General features: G+C 44.7%; 15 protein-coding genes and 1 rRNA gene. 7 read left to right on the top strand and 9 right to left on the bottom strand.

Features of this window, described 5'->3' with window-relative positions; translation table 11 throughout:
* Positions 1-7 precede the first annotated feature (7 nt).
* The 4 genes from F7R24_RS10440 to gmk all read right to left on the bottom strand — a co-directional run bounded on the left by F7R24_RS10440 (position 8) and on the right by gmk (position 4,501).
* Positions 8-1,318 (bottom strand): HDOD domain-containing protein, encoded by a 1,311-nt coding sequence (locus F7R24_RS10440; RefSeq protein WP_240776084.1) that lies wholly within the window; start codon positions 1,316-1,318, stop codon positions 8-10.
* Between the two features lie 99 nt (positions 1,319-1,417).
* On the bottom strand, positions 1,418-3,532 hold the full coding sequence (locus F7R24_RS10435; protein ID WP_151671208.1) for a RelA/SpoT family protein: 2,115 nt from the start codon (positions 3,530-3,532) through the stop codon (positions 1,418-1,420).
* A gap of 83 nt (positions 3,533-3,615) precedes the next feature.
* A complete protein-coding gene (gene rpoZ, locus F7R24_RS10430) occupies positions 3,616-3,828 on the bottom strand; it encodes a DNA-directed RNA polymerase subunit omega (RefSeq protein WP_151671207.1) in 213 nt (70 codons plus the stop codon).
* A gap of 55 nt (positions 3,829-3,883) precedes the next feature.
* Positions 3,884-4,501: a guanylate kinase gene (gene gmk / locus F7R24_RS10425; RefSeq protein WP_151671206.1), complete on the bottom strand. Its 618-nt coding sequence runs from the start codon at positions 4,499-4,501 to the stop codon at positions 3,884-3,886.
* Positions 4,502-4,687: 186 nt separating this feature from the next.
* On the opposite strand from gmk, the gene F7R24_RS10420 reads away from it, so the two are divergent.
* The 5 genes from F7R24_RS10420 (at position 4,688) to F7R24_RS10400 (ending at position 10,322) form a co-directional block, all read left to right on the top strand.
* Complete coding sequence (locus F7R24_RS10420; RefSeq protein ID WP_151671205.1) at positions 4,688-6,271, top strand: ABC transporter substrate-binding protein; 1,584 nt, start codon at positions 4,688-4,690, stop codon at positions 6,269-6,271.
* A 60-nt stretch (positions 6,272-6,331) separates the two neighbouring features.
* Complete coding sequence (locus F7R24_RS10415; protein ID WP_151671204.1) at positions 6,332-7,318, top strand: ABC transporter permease; 987 nt, start codon at positions 6,332-6,334, stop codon at positions 7,316-7,318.
* Between the two features lie 67 nt (positions 7,319-7,385).
* Positions 7,386-8,339: an ABC transporter permease gene (locus tag F7R24_RS10410; RefSeq protein ID WP_151671203.1), complete on the top strand. Its 954-nt coding sequence runs from the start codon at positions 7,386-7,388 to the stop codon at positions 8,337-8,339.
* Position 8,340: 1 nt separating this feature from the next.
* Positions 8,341-9,315, top strand: a complete 975-nt coding sequence (locus tag F7R24_RS10405; RefSeq protein ID WP_151671202.1) for an ABC transporter ATP-binding protein — start codon at positions 8,341-8,343, stop codon at positions 9,313-9,315.
* Entirely contained in the window at positions 9,312-10,322 is a 1,011-nt protein-coding gene (locus tag F7R24_RS10400) for an ABC transporter ATP-binding protein (protein WP_151671201.1), read from the top strand. Before F7R24_RS10405 ends, F7R24_RS10400 begins: the two co-directional genes overlap by 4 nt.
* 104 nt (positions 10,323-10,426) lie before the next feature.
* Here the strand turns inward: F7R24_RS10400 and yfiR are convergent, their stop codons facing one another.
* From yfiR to F7R24_RS10385, 3 genes are all read right to left on the bottom strand, one after another.
* Positions 10,427-10,921, bottom strand: coding sequence for a regulatory sequestration protein YfiR (yfiR, locus tag F7R24_RS10395; RefSeq protein WP_168926816.1), 495 nt, complete (start codon positions 10,919-10,921; stop codon positions 10,427-10,429).
* Positions 10,922-11,148: 227 nt separating this feature from the next.
* Positions 11,149-11,964: a 23S rRNA pseudouridine(2604) synthase RluF gene (gene rluF, locus F7R24_RS10390; RefSeq protein WP_151671199.1), complete on the bottom strand. Its 816-nt coding sequence runs from the start codon at positions 11,962-11,964 to the stop codon at positions 11,149-11,151.
* Between the two features lie 55 nt (positions 11,965-12,019).
* The gene (locus F7R24_RS10385; protein WP_151671198.1) at positions 12,020-12,880 is read right to left on the bottom strand and encodes a YicC/YloC family endoribonuclease; all 861 of its coding nucleotides are present in this window, start codon (positions 12,878-12,880) and stop codon (positions 12,020-12,022) included.
* A 92-nt stretch (positions 12,881-12,972) separates the two neighbouring features.
* Here F7R24_RS10385 and rph point away from each other — a divergent pair, with 92 nt between their 5' ends.
* Positions 12,973-13,743, top strand: coding sequence for a ribonuclease PH (gene rph, locus F7R24_RS10380; protein ID WP_151671197.1), 771 nt, complete (start codon positions 12,973-12,975; stop codon positions 13,741-13,743).
* 87 nt (positions 13,744-13,830) lie between these two features.
* Here rph and F7R24_RS10375 read toward each other — a convergent pair whose 3' ends face one another.
* On the bottom strand, positions 13,831-14,604 hold the full coding sequence (locus tag F7R24_RS10375) for an exodeoxyribonuclease III (protein WP_151671196.1): 774 nt from the start codon (positions 14,602-14,604) through the stop codon (positions 13,831-13,833).
* Positions 14,605-14,769: 165 nt separating this feature from the next.
* On the opposite strand from F7R24_RS10375, the gene pyrE reads away from it, so the two are divergent.
* Complete coding sequence (pyrE, locus tag F7R24_RS10370; RefSeq protein ID WP_151671195.1) at positions 14,770-15,411, top strand: orotate phosphoribosyltransferase; 642 nt, start codon at positions 14,770-14,772, stop codon at positions 15,409-15,411.
* A gap of 174 nt (positions 15,412-15,585) precedes the next feature.
* Here pyrE and rrf read toward each other — a convergent pair.
* Positions 15,586-15,701, bottom strand: a 5S ribosomal RNA gene (rrf, locus tag F7R24_RS10365).
* Positions 15,702-15,705: the final 4 nt, after the last annotated feature.

The raw sequence follows: 15,705 nt of genomic DNA, 5'->3' as shown, positions 1-15,705 counted from the left end.
TCCCTAATTAAGAACTTCGTGCCCCGAAGATGCTTACCAACTCTTTTAACTTATCTTGATTCTGTAAGAAAGACTCAACCGCTTTATTTTTACTCTCCATAGTCAAACCAATAGCGGCAAGTTCTTGCTCTGAAACAGGTTCAATCGGTCCATCACAATAACCCAACTCGCGCAAAACGCGATTAGTGATTTGAACAAACTTAGCATATTCTGCATGAGGACCATCGTAGTTAACGTCATTCTGCTGACGAACTCCGACGCACACTTCTTCTGGCAGCGACCAACTCTCTAATAACCACGCACCAATTTGCTCTCGAGTCAGCCTCAAGACTTGCTGTTCGATCAAGGTATAGGGTAAGTGAGGGTTAGCTTCAATATACCGGGATAGTGTAGAGAACTGTGCTGGGAATAGATGTGCTAATAACAAATAGCCGAAGTTATGTAGTAAACCCGATAAATAAATCAGTCCAGGCTTTGGACGGTTTTCACTTTTTGAAGCGCGTACTAACTGATCTGCAAACACGGCTGAAGAGACTGATTGCAACCAGAAGGGTGTTCCACCACGAGGCGTATTATCAGGCATACTCATCACCTGCCCCATCGCTACCCCCAAAGCTAAGTTAAGCACTAGATCAAAGCCAAGCACACGAATCACTGCATCTTCAATCGACTCTACCTTACCGGGTGCCGCATAATAGGGTGATGCAGCCCAACTCATCACCTGAGCACCGACAGGAGCATCCACTTTTACAATCTTTAGTAGCTCTTCAACCTCTGCGTCTGGATCGCTACGTAGCATGATCAACTTACGCGTAGTTTGGCTGAAACCAGGTAAACTTAGGGTATCTTCTAGTCGTTGGCGAACACGGAGGGCAGAGAAACGCTCTAGCGCCTGAGTAATGGCTTCGACATCGCTCTGCATTGTCACTTTTTCGTAGATGAGTTCGGAGGTTAAGCTTAAGGAACCAACATACTGAGCATTCTTAAGCCGATCGTCTTGGATAGAGAAACGAAGCCCGGTGTATGGCTCCCAGACTTCTGATTTAGAAACATTTACATCAGAATCCAAGATCAGAGGCATATTCATCAATTGCTCTTGACCCTTTGCCGTTTTCAATCCCTCTTGAGCAAAGAAACGTTGCGAGTCACTACCACTGACCGGTTGCAATTGACGCCCAGTGAGTCGCCAAAGTGCAGCTAAATTAAGAAGCGCATGTGCCGGCAGGACTACTAATGCCTTTCCCTGCTGGTCGTGTACCAGTGCGATTCTGACCACATTTTTTTCCATTTGACCTAATGGTCTTGCGCCGACAGACAATTTACTACCCCTCTAGATTGTAATAAGCTGCTTTCATACAGCTAAGTGTAACAGAAGCTTACAAAAACCAAACTAAATCAATCTAACTGATCGTGTCTACTAGGGACGGATGATTTTTAAAACGGCGCGTAAACGTCTCAGCTTTTTAATCACCGCCGCTAAATGCACTCGATTATTGACAGCAAGATCCATCTGCACCTTATAAATTTGTCCTTCATGCTCACCGCTATCAATCTTTAGAAGATTGGCTCCAGCCTCTGTCACTGCCGACGCTAGATTGGCAATAATGCCACGCTGAGACTCTACTTCTAGCATTAACACCACAGGATACTCATCCTTGTCACTACCAGACCACTCAAGATAGATACAGCGCTCTGGATCATCGCGCATTGCACCGAGGTTTCCACAATCTGTACGATGAACAACCATTCCTTTACCGGCACTGATATATCCGACGATGGCATCTCCAGGTATGGGATGACAGCAGCGAGCATATTGCAACACCACACCTTCAACACCCTTAATCGCTATAGGCTTACCTTTCGATTTGGTTGGAGTGTCTTCTTCAGTCGTGTCAGGTTTTAAGCGTCTGGCCACAACATAGGCCATACGATTACCCATGCCGATATCTTCTAACAGATCTTGCAATGATTTAAGCTCTGCCTCTTTTAAAAGCTCGCCCAATTTTTCTGGATCGACATACTCCAAACTGGTGCCATAGTTGCTCAAGAACTGATTCAACAGGCGTCGACCTAACTCAACTGATTCATGGCGTTGCTGATTTTTCAAAAAGTGTCGAATACTTGAACGCGCTTTACCGGTAACAACAAAGTTCAGCCAAGCCATATTAGGCTGAGCACGAGGCGTGGTAATAATTTCAACGGTTTGACCACTCTCTAAAGGTTGCGACAAGGGGGCTAAGCGTCGATCGATGCGGCAAGATACGCAGGAGTTGCCTACATCGGTATGCACTGCATAAGCAAAGTCGATTGGAGTGGCGCCCTTGGGAAGCTCTAAAATACGACCTTTGGGGGTGAACACATAGACTTCATCGGGGAAAAGGTCTTTTTTAACATGCTCGATAAACTCCATCGAGTCACCGGCACGTTCTTGCATTTCCAGCAAGCCTTTCACCCATTTACGAGCACGATTATAAGAGCCGACAGCACTGTCTGAATCACCATAAACCTTATAGTGACTGTGCTCGGCAATACCTTGACTGGCAACGGCATCCATCTCACGGGTACGTATTTGTACCTCGATGGTAATATCTTTAGCGCCAAATAGATCGGTGTGCAAAGATTGATAACCATTGGCTTTGGGTATGGCAATATAGTCTTTAAAACGACCTGGCACTGGTTTGTACAAATTGTGTACCACACCGAGCACACGATAACAGTCATCAACACTTTCGGTGACGACGCGAAAAGCAAATACATCCATGATGTCGACAAAGGCTTTTCGTTGAGTTTTCATCTTCTTATAGATGCTATAGAGGTGTTTTTCTCTACCGGTAACTGAGCCTTGTAGACCTTCCATTTTTAAGCGGTTATCAATCGCTTTTTCGATGCTGCTAATCACATCTTTACGTTGCCCTCGCGCCTTGACGACGGCGCGACGAATATATTTAGCGCGCATAGGATGGTAGGCTTGGAAAGCCAGATCTTCTAGCTCCACTTGAAGATCTCGCATCCCCAATCTTGCCGCGACTGGCGCATAAATATCCAAGGTTTCGCGAGCGATACGTCGCTGCTTTTCAGGCGGCATCGCACCTAGGGTACGCATATTGTGAAGACGATCAGACAGTTTGACGATAATGACACGAATATCTTCTGCCATCGCCAGAACCATTTTTTGAAAGTTCTCGGCCTGTGCCTCTGCTCGGGTTTCAAATTCAAGATGAGTTAGCTTGGATACGCCATCCACTATATCAGCAACGGATTGACCAAATTGCTCTGAAATACCCTGATAATTGATCTCGGTATCTTCAATAACGTCATGCAACATTGCCGAGATTAAACTCGGATGATCCATATGCATGTTGGCGAGGATAGATGCGACTGCTAGAGGATGCGTGACGTAAGGCTCGCCACTTTTTCGACGTTGCCCGTCATGAGCTTGTTCAGCATAAAAATAAGCTCTACGCACCAAATTGATCTGGTCCGGTTCGAGATATTCAGTTAATCGCTGAGAAAGGTCATCTATGGTCGGCATCATCACTCCTGTTGAGCTAGTTGGATTTAACCACTCCACTGCTCATTTGTGATGATGCCGCATTCGAAAGACAATTGGAAGAATCAGAAGTCGTCTGCATCCAGTAGAACGGAACGATCGATGAAGCCAGCGCTAATTTCGCGTAATGCAACAACGGTTGGCTTGTCATTTTCCCATTCAACCTTGGGATCTTTGCCACCTATCGCTAACTGGCGAGCACGTTTTGATGCAACCATTACCAGTTCAAAACGATTTTCAAGATTATCAAGACAGTCTTCTACAGTTACTCGAGCCATACCAACCTCAGAATGTGGGGCAAAAAAGGAGAAATAGTTTACAAAATGATCAGTTTTACGACAAGAGTTCTGTTAGCAAACCCTCATGACGAAGTTGCTGGGCTTCTTGTCTAAGACGCCTAGCCAGAAACAGGCTGTGCAACTCAGCAACCGCCTGATCAAAATCATCGTTGATTATAACATAATCGAACTCAGGATAGTGGCTCATTTCATCAACCGCTTTGGACATTCGCAGCGCGATGACAGATTCATCATCTTGTCCACGCCCTTGCAGGCGCTTTTCAAGCACTTGGCGACTCGGTGGCAAAATAAATACGGATATGACACCTTTCATTAGACGGCGAACTTGTTGAGCACCCTGCCAGTCAATTTCCAGAATCACATCAACGCCCTGAGCTAACTGTTCTTTAACCCAGATCTGAGAAGTGCCATATTTGTTTTCAAATACTTCAGCAAACTCCAGAAAAGCACCTTCTCCGATCATTTGATCAAAAGCAGCATGGGAAACAAAGTTATAGTCTTGCCCGTCTTGTTCACCGGGACGAGGGAGACGAGTGGTATGAGAAACCGACACTCGGATACCTTCATCGAGTTTGAGCAAGGCTTTAACCAAGCTAGTTTTACCTGCTCCCGAAGGTGCGGAGACAATAAAAAGTGTTCCTGGCGTGTTCATACCGTTATCCTGAATGAAATTGTCATTAAAAATAATTTCCGACCGGTGTATTTTGTTGGTTATGATCCATAAGATCAAACTAGATAATAGGCTATTGTAAGGCTACTCTTTAAGCTGTTCGAAAACAAACTCAGCCTGAGCTGCAAACCCTGCTGCTAGGATATAATAATTTCATGAGGAATCCACATGAAGAAGACACTTCGTGCCGTTACACTTGGTACTGCCATTTCTATGATTATGATAGCCAGCGCAAATGCTCAAACTCTACGCTGGGCAAGTGCAGGTGACTCACTCACCTTTGATCCACACTCACAAAACCACGGACAAACTCACGCAGTCGCACACCAAATTTACAATCCGTTAATCTACTTAGATTTAGACTCAGAAATGCAGCCAGGCTTGGCGGTTTCCTGGGAAGTGACTGACGACCCCAGTGTCTGGGAATTCAAGCTGCGTGAAGGCGTGACCTTCCATGATGGCACTCCGTTTACTGCAGATGATGTGGTTTTCTCTTTCCAACGCGCACAACACCCTAATTCGGATATGCGTACGCTGATCAGTTCGGTTAAAGAAGTGCGTGCCGTCGATCCCCTAACGGTTCATATTGAAACGAATGGACCCACACCACTCCTTCCCAACAACCTAACTAACTTGTTCATCATGAGTAAAGTTTGGGCAGAAGCCAATAACGTCTTAACTCCTCAAGACTACTCTGCAGGTGAAGAAAACTTTGCTGTCAGAAATGCGAACGGTACGGGGCCTTTCCGCTTGGTCAGTCGTGACCCAGACGTCCGCACTGAGATGGTTCGTAACGACGAATATTGGGGCATGGGCGAGTTCCCAATGGAAATCAGCCGCATAGTACTCACGCCGATTCAATCAGCAGCTACACGAGCTGCGGCGATGCTATCAGGCGAAATTGACTTTCTACAGGATGTGCCTGTTCAGGATATCAATCGTTTAAATAACTCAGCGAATATTACCATGCTATCTGCACCTGAAAACCGTACCATTTTCTTTGGTATGGATCAGGGCCGGGAAGAACTTCGCACATCAGATGTCAAAGGGGCCAATCCTTTTGCGGATATTCGTGTCCGTGAAGCAATGAATATCGCCATCAATCGCGATGCTATTCAGCAAGTAGTGATGCGTGGCCAATCCGTTCCAGCAGGAATGATTGCACCGTCCTTCGTGAATGGCTGGACAGCTGAACTGGATACCGTTCCTGAAACCAATGTTAACCGTGCTAAAGAACTCCTGACTGAAGCAGGTTATGCCAATGGATTTACGGTAACACTGACTTGTACCAATGATCGTTATGTCAATGATGAAGCTATCTGTCAGGCAGTGACCGGCATGTTAGGGCAAGCGGGTATCAACGTCCGCTTAGATGCACGTGCGAATAGCATACACTTTGCTGAACTTCAGCAGGGCGAGCTCGACTTCTTCATCCTTGGCTGGGCGGTTCCACCCCTAGATTCACACTATGTATTTGATTTCCTTTTGGAAACTAAAACCCCAGATACCGGTGCTTGGAACTTCACTGGCTGGTCAAATGAAGAGTTTGATAGCTTATCGCGTGCACTACCGACTGAAACAGACCTAGATGAGCGTAATGCAAAAATCGCTCGCGCATGGGAAATTGTGCAGGATGAAATCGTTTACTTACCGGTTCATCATCAGGTACTTAACTGGGCCGTCCGTCAGGATATCGACTTTGCTGTGCAGTCCCAGAACCAGCCTATGCTGAAGTACTTATCCTTCAAGTAAACTTAATAACCTCCGCCTTAATCAAGGCGGAGGTCATCCGTTTCAGATGAGCACAGCATTATGATTGCCATGTTAATACGCCGCTTGATTCAAGCGGTTTTAGTGATGTTGGTCGTTGCCTTCATCTCTTTTAGTTTATTTCAGTTTGTTGGCGACCCCATTAATAATATGGTCGGCCAAGAAGCAAGCCAACAGGATCGTGCTGAATTACGAGAGCGATTAGGCTTAAATGATCCCATCCCAATTCAATTCTTTCGTTTTGTAGGTAATGCAGTAAAAGGCGAATTTGGTATCTCTTATCGCATGGCAAGACCTGTCTCAGAAGTGATCGCAGAGCGCTTACCCGCCACGCTTGAACTGGCCTTAATTTCTGGCGTTCTCGCGATTAGCTTGGGGATTGGCCTTGGCGTTTACACTGCACTGAGAAGAGATGGATGGCTTAGTCACTTTATAATGTCCTCTTCTTTAATTGGCGTGTCCTTACCCACTTTTTTAATCGGTATCCTGCTGATCTACCTTTTTTCAGTGGAGTTACAATGGCTGCCATCCTTTGGCAGAGGTGAAACCGTCCAGATTACAGAAAACTGGAGTACGGGACTCTTAACCGTATCCGGCTGGAAATCTTTAATATTACCAGCGATTACCTTGGGCCTGTTCCAACTGACGTTATTGATGCGCTTAGTTCGTGCTGAAATGCTGGAAGTGCTTCGCACCGATTACATCAAATTCGCTCGTGCTCGCGGTATTAAACAACGCTCGATTCATTTCCATCATGCGTTAAAGAACACCTTACTGCCAGTTATCACCATTGCTGGATTACAACTAGGCTCCATTATCGCCTTTGCGATTATTACTGAAACCGTCTTTCAGTGGCCCGGCGTAGGCTTACTCTTTATCAATGCCATACGCTTTGTCGATATCCCGTTTATGTCTGCTTATTTACTCTTAATTGCACTGGTATTTGTGGTGATCAACCTTATCGTGGATCTGTTGTATTTTGCGGTTGATCCGCGCTTACGTGCGACTAAGCGAAGTGCTGGTCGTTAGTGTTAGCGTGCTTTTATCAAGAATTATTGTTAGCAAGTGATTAGTTAACAGCATATGAGAGACCTTTATGACTGACCAAACGACACACTCAACACCTCCTGCTGAAAGTGGTGTGTTTCGTCGCTTTTTAGATAGCGATCTATTTTACGATTTTAGTCGCCGACCCATTATCATTCTGTCTGCTCTCCTGACGGTGGTAATTATTCTGGCTGCAGCCTTCGCACCTTGGATTGCACCTCATACACCGTTTGACCCAGCATCCCTGAATTTAATGGACGGCTTTACGCCACCAATGGAACCAAACGCCTTTACCGGCAATGTTTACTGGATGGGCACCGATAGCCAGGGCCGATATATTTTCTCAGCGATTCTTTACGGAGCTCGTATTTCCCTACTAGTCGGCTTTGCAGCAGTCGCCTTTGCGGCTATTTTAGGTATCACACTGGGATTGATTGCTGGTTACAAAGGTGGCTGGATAGATACCGTTATTATGCGTATTGCCGATGTACAACTGAGCTTCCCCGCTATTTTAGTTGCTTTGCTCATTTTCGGTATTTCCAAAAGCTTGATACCCAACGAAATGCAAGAACAAGCCGCCATTTATGTACTGATTCTATCCATCGGCCTAAGCGACTGGGTGCAATATGCTCGAACAGTTCGCAGCTCAACCCTAGCGGAAAAAAATAAAGAGTATGTACAAGCGGCACGCTTATTTGGCGTTTCTTCCTTACGTATTCTGGCACGCCATATTCTTCCTAACGTGATGGGACCCGTATTAGTTATCGGCACCATAGGCCTCGCCCTAGCCATTATTTTAGAATCGACCCTTTCCTTCTTGGGAGTTGGCGTTCCATCAACTCAACCAAGCTTAGGTACACTGATTCGAGTGGGTAATGAATTTCTATTTTCTGGCGAATGGTGGATTACCTTGTTTCCTGGCTTCACGTTGTTAATTTTAGCATTGTCAGTCAACCTGCTAGGTGACTGGTTACGCGATGCTCTCAACCCAAGGTTACGCTAATATGACTCAAGCACTGCTCTCAGTCAGGGACCTTGTTGTCGAGTTCCCAAAACGTAAAACGCGTCTAACAGCGCTTGATAAAGTTTCATTCGATATACATCCTGGTGAGATACTCGGCATGGTGGGTGAATCAGGCGCCGGTAAGTCATTAACGGGCGCGGCTATTATTGGTTTGCTGGAACCACCTGGGCATATTGCTTCTGGCGAAATATGGCTTAAAGATCAGCGTATCGATCAATTACCCTATGATCAGATGCGTCGCTTACGCGGTAAACGTATCGCGATGATTTTTCAAGACCCTTTAACCTCGCTTAATCCAATCTTAACCATTGCCAATCAGCTCATTGAAACCATTCAAACTCATCTGCCTTTAAATGATAAAGAAGCACGTGCACGTGCTATTCAACTACTGGATGAAGTCGGTATCCCAGCGGCCAGTAAGCGCATTGATGATTATCCACACCAATTCTCTGGCGGTATGCGCCAGCGCGTGGTCATCGCCTTAGCCTTGGCAGGGGAGCCAGAGCTTATCATTGCAGATGAACCAACCACCGCTTTAGATGTATCAGTTCAAGCACAGATCATTGATGTATTAAAACGTATGTGCCACGTGCATAAAACCGCTGTCATGCTGGTTACTCATGACATGGGTGTCATTGCCGAAGCCTGTGATCGTGTTGCCGTGATGTACGCAGGTCGGATTGCAGAAATTGGCGAAGTGCGACAGATCGTTAAACAGCCCCAGCATCCTTACACTCAAGGATTAATGGGTTCCATCCCATCCATCACCGAGCGTGTTGAACGACTGACACAGATTCCCGGAAGTATGCCGCGTTTAGATGCCATACCCACAGGCTGTGCCTTCAATCCTCGCTGTACTCAAAAAATTGATCGTTGCACAGAAGACAGACCCGACTTGATTGCTACCGATCAAGGTCAGGTATCCTGTTGGCTTTATGAGGGAGATAAGCCATGACTCAGCAAGTATTACTTGAAGTCAACGAGCTGTCCTGTCACTTCGATGTGTCAAAGCCTTGGCTGAACCGTATGATCGAGCGTGAGCCACAGCGTTTTTTAACCGCCGTCGATCAGGTTTCATTCAGCGTTAATCGTGGCGAAACCTTTGCTTTAGTCGGTGAGTCTGGCTCTGGAAAATCAACTATTGCAAAGTTAATTGTGGATTTAATTCATCCTTCATCAGGTGATATCCGTTTTGATGGTCAGTCGTTACCGAACACTCGTGGCGAGGCCTTCAAAACACTCAGAAGACGAATCCAGATGATCTTCCAAGATCCCTTTGCCAGTCTGAACCCACGTTGGCGGGTAGGTGATATTATTGCTGAACCTATCCATGCCTTTGGGTTAGCAAAAAGCCAGGTTGAAGTGACTAGGACAGTTGAAGAACTATTGGATAAAGTCGGTCTTGCTGGTCGAGATAGGCACAAATACCCTCATGAGTTCTCAGGCGGTCAACGTCAACGAATTGCCATCGCCAGAGCGTTATCAGCTCAACCCGACTTTTTGGTATGTGATGAGCCGACTTCTGCCCTCGATGTATCCGTTCAAGCTCAAATACTTAATTTGATGCGGGATCTGCAAGATGAGTTTGGACTTACTTACCTGTTTATCAGCCACGATCTATCGGTCGTTAAACACATGGCAGATCGTATAGGCGTATTATATTTAGGTTCTATGGTTGAAAATTCGCCCAGTGATCAATTATTTAAGCAACCAGCACATCCTTATACGCGGATGCTGCTGGATGCCATTCCTGATCACGAGATGAGCGGTCGTCGACGTAAGCAAGTGACTGGAGAGATACCCAGCCCCATCGATCCCCCATCAGGCTGTACCTTTCACCCACGCTGCGAATTCGCGAATGCCAAGTGCAAACAGCAACGCCCAGCCGTTCACGAAACACAAGGTAGTTTAGTTTCTTGTTGGGCGTCAGAAGAGGGCCGAATTGCAACGATTACGGGATAAAAATCATTGACGATCATTAAAATCAAATAGAATGAACAGCATCACTAAATACAATAGAGAATTTAAGTTTGATGAGTCAGAGGAGATGTTAAATTGCAGTTGGCTCATTTATTTGCTCTATGCTGGCCTAATCTTAGAACATTAGGCTGGACCCTAACTTGGCTGCGACCCACTGCATCCAAATTTACCTTAAAGCCTAACCGACCTTGGTTATTATGTAAGCAGAACATACCACCGATGCGACAGTCTTCATTCCATTCATCAATAGTTAGCACAGGCATTCCATATAGCTGTGCATAAAAGTCATTAATCTGTCTGACATTATAGTGACCGAAAAAAATCACCTGACATAAACTTACGTATTCTAATAACTGCGCATCATCAATCCACTGACTATCGATATGATAATCACCTACCGTTAGGTCGGTGTTAAGTAAAAAGTCTGCATGCTTTGTTTCACCAACAATGCATAACTGAAGATCCTTTTTACTATCAGGCCAACGACTGAAATGAATGATGCCTAAAATAAGCTCAGCAACTTCTTGGCTTGGGTAATCATCAGCATGATTGGCTGTGGCAAGCGTACTGAATGACAACATGACAAACATCACGCAGCCCATCGCGAAACTGAACGAAAAACGACTAAGTTCAAACAATTGATTTAAATACTCTGTTGAATATTAAAAGATAATCTAATATAAGCATACTAGTTTAGATTACATAATATGCCAAACTTACTTCCGTAAAAGTATCGGGTAATAACGCAATTAAAGGGCTAACTTTACTTCAGTCAGACAGCCAGAGGGGTCTTGCTTTGATATCACTATCAACGCCTAGAGGTCTTCTTCTTTGCTGATATCTTCTGATTTTTAAGGGGTGCACGAGTAAAGGGCTGTTTAATTTTACTTGCCTCTTCAGTACCACTCGAATCCGCAATCATCGCCTGTATCAAAGACATCTCCTGATGATCCAACAAGCGCCACTGGCCAGATTTAAGATGACCTAGGCTAATATTCATAATGCGAATTCGCTTTAATCGTGTAACTTCGTAACCTAAGTACTCCGTCATTCGACGAATCTGTCGATTCAAGCCCTGAGTTAGAATGATGTTAAAGCTGTTAGCCGACAGTTGGCGCACCTTACAAGGCAGTGTCACCGTGTCAAGAATGGGAACGCCAGCAGCCATTCGCTTAATAAAGTCCGGACCAAAAGGACGATCCACCGTCACCACATATTCTTTTTCATGCGCATTTCCCGCTCGTAAAATACGATTGACGATATCGCCATCGTTGGTCAAAAGGATTAGACCTTCTGAAGGCTTGTCCAACCGACCTATAGGGAAAATACGCCCTTTTTTGTAGTTAACGGCCTTTACAATATTATCAGGCACTTGTGAATCGGTTGTACTGGTAATGCCTACAGGTTTGTTATAAGCGATGTAAACAGGCACAGGTTTTGTTTTTAATGGCTTACCACGTACTTTAATATGATCATCAGCAGTCACCTGAACGCCTAAATCAGCAACACGCCCATTCACCGTCACTAAGCCATCTTCGATCAGTCGATCAGCTTCACGACGAGAACAGATACCCGTCTCACTGATAAACTTATTGAGTCGTTTAGTATTATTGCTGGTTGTCATCGTAAAGCCTAATAACTATGAATAAAAAACCACTATTGTGCCTGCTTAGGGGTTTTCATTCTATATTTTGAATCTGTTCCCTCATCTGCTCAATCAGAACTTTTAGATCAATTGCTGCTTGGGTAGAAAATAAAGATATCGATTTTGAAGATAGGGTATTCGCTTCGCGATTCAATTCCTGCATTAAAAAGTCCAAACGTCTGCCTATGGGTTCATTTTGCTCTAAAATCCGCTCAACTTCGCCGATATGAACCTCTAGCCTATCTAGCTCCTCTTCTACATCAGCCTTTTGGATTAATAAGGCCGTTTCTTGTTCAATGCGAGCAGGATCTGCTTCTGTGACTAAACGCTGTATACGTTCTTTCAACAATGTTTCTTGTCGCTTAAGTATTTGTGGCAACTCTTTGCGCAATTCTTCCAGTATCTTAGCTATGGCATCAATTCGCTGTTGAATAATTTCATTAAGCTTTTCGCCTTCACGCAAACGACCTTCCGATAAGTGTTGAAGCGCTTTAGTAAAGCTTTCTATCAGTTGAGAATCGGTGGCTTTATTAGTTTCTTGCTGTGTAAGAACGCCCGGCCAACGGAGAAGATCCACAGGGGAAAGAGCTGTTGAGGTTGGCATATGACTTTCTACTTGAGAAATCGCTGCAAGAAGTGATTCTACCAATACATGATCAACACATAATGACGCATTAGATTGGCCATCATTCAATCGTAACGACACTTCTACTTTACCACGCGTCAGTTGTTGACGAAGAAGTTCTCGAAGCTGAGATTCTAAACAACGATAGTTCTCTGGTAGACGGAAATGCATTTCTAAATAACGACTATTAACAGAGCGAATCTCCCATTTCACTTCAGTTTCACCTAGATTTGTATTTAGAGCTGCAAAAGCCGTCATGCTTCGTGTCATCTTGAGTCAATCTCGATTAAAATTAGCGTTGATCACATATTAACAGTCTTGTTAAAGCGACTCCACGATGACAAGACAAGCAAGGGGACACAATGAGTAACAGTCTATCGGATCAACTAAAGGGTCTTGGTTTAAACAAAATACGTCCGGGTGGCCGTCAACCAGATCAGTTACGTGAAATCAAAATGACACGTAATTATACCCGTCACGCAGAAGGCTCTGTTCTTGTTGAGTTCGGTGATACCAAAGTACTCTGTACCGCAAGTGTTGAACGTGGAGTTCCCAGATTTCTGCGAGGGTCTGGATCAGGCTGGGTAACAGCGGAATATGGCATGCTACCGAGAGCGACTAATACTCGAAATGATCGCGAAGCCAGTCGAGGTAAACAATCGGGACGCACAATAGAAATTCAGCGTCTAATCGGCCGTTCATTACGTGCTGCGATTGACTTAAAAAAACTAGGGGAAAATACGATCACAATCGATTGTGATGTTATTCAGGCGGATGGTGGTACACGTACAGCTGCCATTAGTGGTGCTTGTGTTGCTCTAGCTGATGCCATTGATTACTTGCGTAAGGATAAAAATGGTGCCGTAAAGGGCAATCCCTTTAAGCAACTTATTGCAGCGGTATCCGTTGGAATCTGCAAAGGTGAGCCTGTTCTTGATCTCAATTATGAAGAAGACTCTGTTGCAGAAACTGACATGAACGTTGTGATGACTGAGGCGGGGGGGTTTATTGAGGTTCAAGGTACGGCTGAAGCTGCACCCTATACTCAAGAAGAGTTGAATGCGATGTTAGATTTAGCCCGTAAGGGAATCGCCGAGATTCAACAAATACAGCGTGATGCATTAAAGGCTTAATTATTTGCTTTTTTTCTAACTGAATCCACAAACAAAAAGGAGCGTCATTTATGCTCCTTTTTTGTCTATAAACGGCAACTCTATAGCTTACATATCTAAATCGTAATCAATGATTAACGGTGCATGATCAGAGAAACGCTGATCTTTATAAATGGATGCTGCTTTGATCGACTTCCTCAAATTAGGTGTCGTGATTTGATAATCTAATCGGGCACCCTCATTTAACTTCCAAGCACGATTGTAGTCAGGCCACCAAGTATATTGACGGTCTGCTTTGTTCACCTGACGGAAGGCGTCAACATAGCCTAAATCACCAAACATTTCTTCAATCCAGATCCGCTCTTCAGCTAAAAAACCTGATACACGCTGATTAACGTACCAATTGCTTAAATCTACGGGTTTGTGAGCTATGTTAAGGGTCCCGGTGAAGATAAAGTCACGACGCTTTCGCAAGGTCTTCTTCAGGTGGCCCATAAAGAGATCAAGGTATTCCATTTTGGCCATCTGTTCTTGGTCACTTTTTAGACCTGAAGGAATAGTCAGGGAAGATATACTGAACTTATCAAAATCAGCTTGGATGAAACGACCATTGAAGTCGCACTGTTCAAATCCTAGACCCGTCATTATTGCTTTGGGTACATGTCGTGTATATATAGCTACGCCGCTAAAGCCGTCTTCAAACGCATCAAAGAAATAGGAATGGTAACCTTCTGGATGATAACGATCAGCATCAAGCTGATATTCTTTAGCTCTAAGGCTTTGAAGACACACTACGTCAGCATCTTGCTGGATCATCCAGTCAAAAAATCCTTTATCAGCGGCTTGCTCAATACCTTGGGTATTGAATGAGATCACGCGCATATTTGGGCAGCTCCATTGAGCAAAAACAGTTTTATTGGTATTTAGTTTTAAATTGTAACGAGATCAGCAACAAAAGGAAATTTAAAACGCTTATCTTCATAGAACAGATGTGCTATCAACGTTATCATTATAGTCTTTATATGAACCCTTAACAGCGATTTCAATATGCACGATTATCAGCGCGATTTTATTCAATTTGCTATCGACACCAACGTCCTTAGGTTTGGTGAGTTCACATTAAAATCTGGACGTATCAGCCCTTATTTTTTTAATGCAGGCCTTTTTTGTTCTGGTGAAGCATTACTCAAGCTAGGAAAGTTCTATGCAGCTGCACTAGAAGAGTCCGGCGTCGACTATGATTTACTCTTTGGACCAGCCTACAAGGGTATTCCGCTAGCTGCAACCACTGCTGTGGCACTAGCCAGTGATTATAAACATGATGTTCCTTATGTTTTTAATCGAAAAGAAGCTAAAGACCATGGTGAAGGTGGCACACTCGTTGGTGCTGAACTGAAAGGTCGAGCGTTAATTATTGATGATGTGATCACTGCTGGAACCGCCATACGCGAAGTCATGACGATTTTAGATAACGCAGGAGCAAAGCCTGCTGGTGTTCTTATCGCACTTGATAGGCAAGAAAAAGGGCGTGCTGAGCTATCTGCAATACAGGAAGTCGAGCGCGATTATGGAATTCCGGTTATCAGCATTATTACACTGACTCAGCTGATTGAGTTTTTGGAAGAAAAGGACGAGATGCCTGAAGCATTAGCCGCAATTCGCAAGTACAGGGAAGAGTACGGAATATAATTGTAAGCGAACATACCCCCTTCACGTGCATCACAGCACTTCGGGGTGTATACGGCCAAGGATGGCCAGTATACAGAAAACGCAGGAGCGGTTTTATGTCAGCACATCCTGTGCATAAAAGCAGATAATAAAAAACCCCTGCCACGGAGTGACAAGGGTTTCTTAGAATTAAGTGCCTGGCGATGACCTACTCTCACATGGGGAGACCCCACACTACCATCGGCGATGACGCGTTTCACTACTGAGTTCGGGATGGGATCAGGTGGTTCCACGTCTCTATGGTCGCCAGACAAA

It is taken from the genome of Nitrincola schmidtii (assembly GCF_008973715.1).
Taxonomy (GTDB): Bacteria; Pseudomonadota; Gammaproteobacteria; order Pseudomonadales; family Balneatricaceae; genus Nitrincola; species Nitrincola schmidtii.
Note: the sequence above shows the minus strand (reverse complement) of the source record. Positions and strands in the feature narration are given on the sequence as shown.

Bases quoted from the DNA above. Each gene is read 5' to 3' on its own strand.
- F7R24_RS10435 (WP_151671208.1), bottom strand. From the start codon at position 3,532: ATGCCGACCATAGATGACCTTTCTCAGCGATTAACTGAATATCTCGAA.
- rpoZ (WP_151671207.1), bottom strand. From the start codon at position 3,828: ATGGCTCGAGTAACTGTAGAAGACTGTCTTGATAATCTTGAAAATCGT.
- gmk (WP_151671206.1), bottom strand. From the start codon at position 4,501: ATGAACACGCCAGGAACACTTTTTATTGTCTCCGCACCTTCGGGAGCA.
- F7R24_RS10420 (WP_151671205.1), top strand. From the start codon at position 4,688: ATGAAGAAGACACTTCGTGCCGTTACACTTGGTACTGCCATTTCTATG.
- F7R24_RS10415 (WP_151671204.1), top strand. From the start codon at position 6,332: ATGATTGCCATGTTAATACGCCGCTTGATTCAAGCGGTTTTAGTGATG.
- F7R24_RS10410 (WP_151671203.1), top strand. From the start codon at position 7,386: ATGACTGACCAAACGACACACTCAACACCTCCTGCTGAAAGTGGTGTG.
- F7R24_RS10405 (WP_151671202.1), top strand. From the start codon at position 8,341: ATGACTCAAGCACTGCTCTCAGTCAGGGACCTTGTTGTCGAGTTCCCA.
- F7R24_RS10400 (WP_151671201.1), top strand. From the start codon at position 9,312: ATGACTCAGCAAGTATTACTTGAAGTCAACGAGCTGTCCTGTCACTTC.
- yfiR (WP_168926816.1), bottom strand. From the start codon at position 10,921: ATGTTGTCATTCAGTACGCTTGCCACAGCCAATCATGCTGATGATTAC.
- rluF (WP_151671199.1), bottom strand. From the start codon at position 11,964: ATGACAACCAGCAATAATACTAAACGACTCAATAAGTTTATCAGTGAG.
- F7R24_RS10385 (WP_151671198.1), bottom strand. From the start codon at position 12,880: ATGACACGAAGCATGACGGCTTTTGCAGCTCTAAATACAAATCTAGGT.
- rph (WP_151671197.1), top strand. From the start codon at position 12,973: ATGAGTAACAGTCTATCGGATCAACTAAAGGGTCTTGGTTTAAACAAA.
- F7R24_RS10375 (WP_151671196.1), bottom strand. From the start codon at position 14,604: ATGCGCGTGATCTCATTCAATACCCAAGGTATTGAGCAAGCCGCTGAT.
- pyrE (WP_151671195.1), top strand. From the start codon at position 14,770: ATGCACGATTATCAGCGCGATTTTATTCAATTTGCTATCGACACCAAC.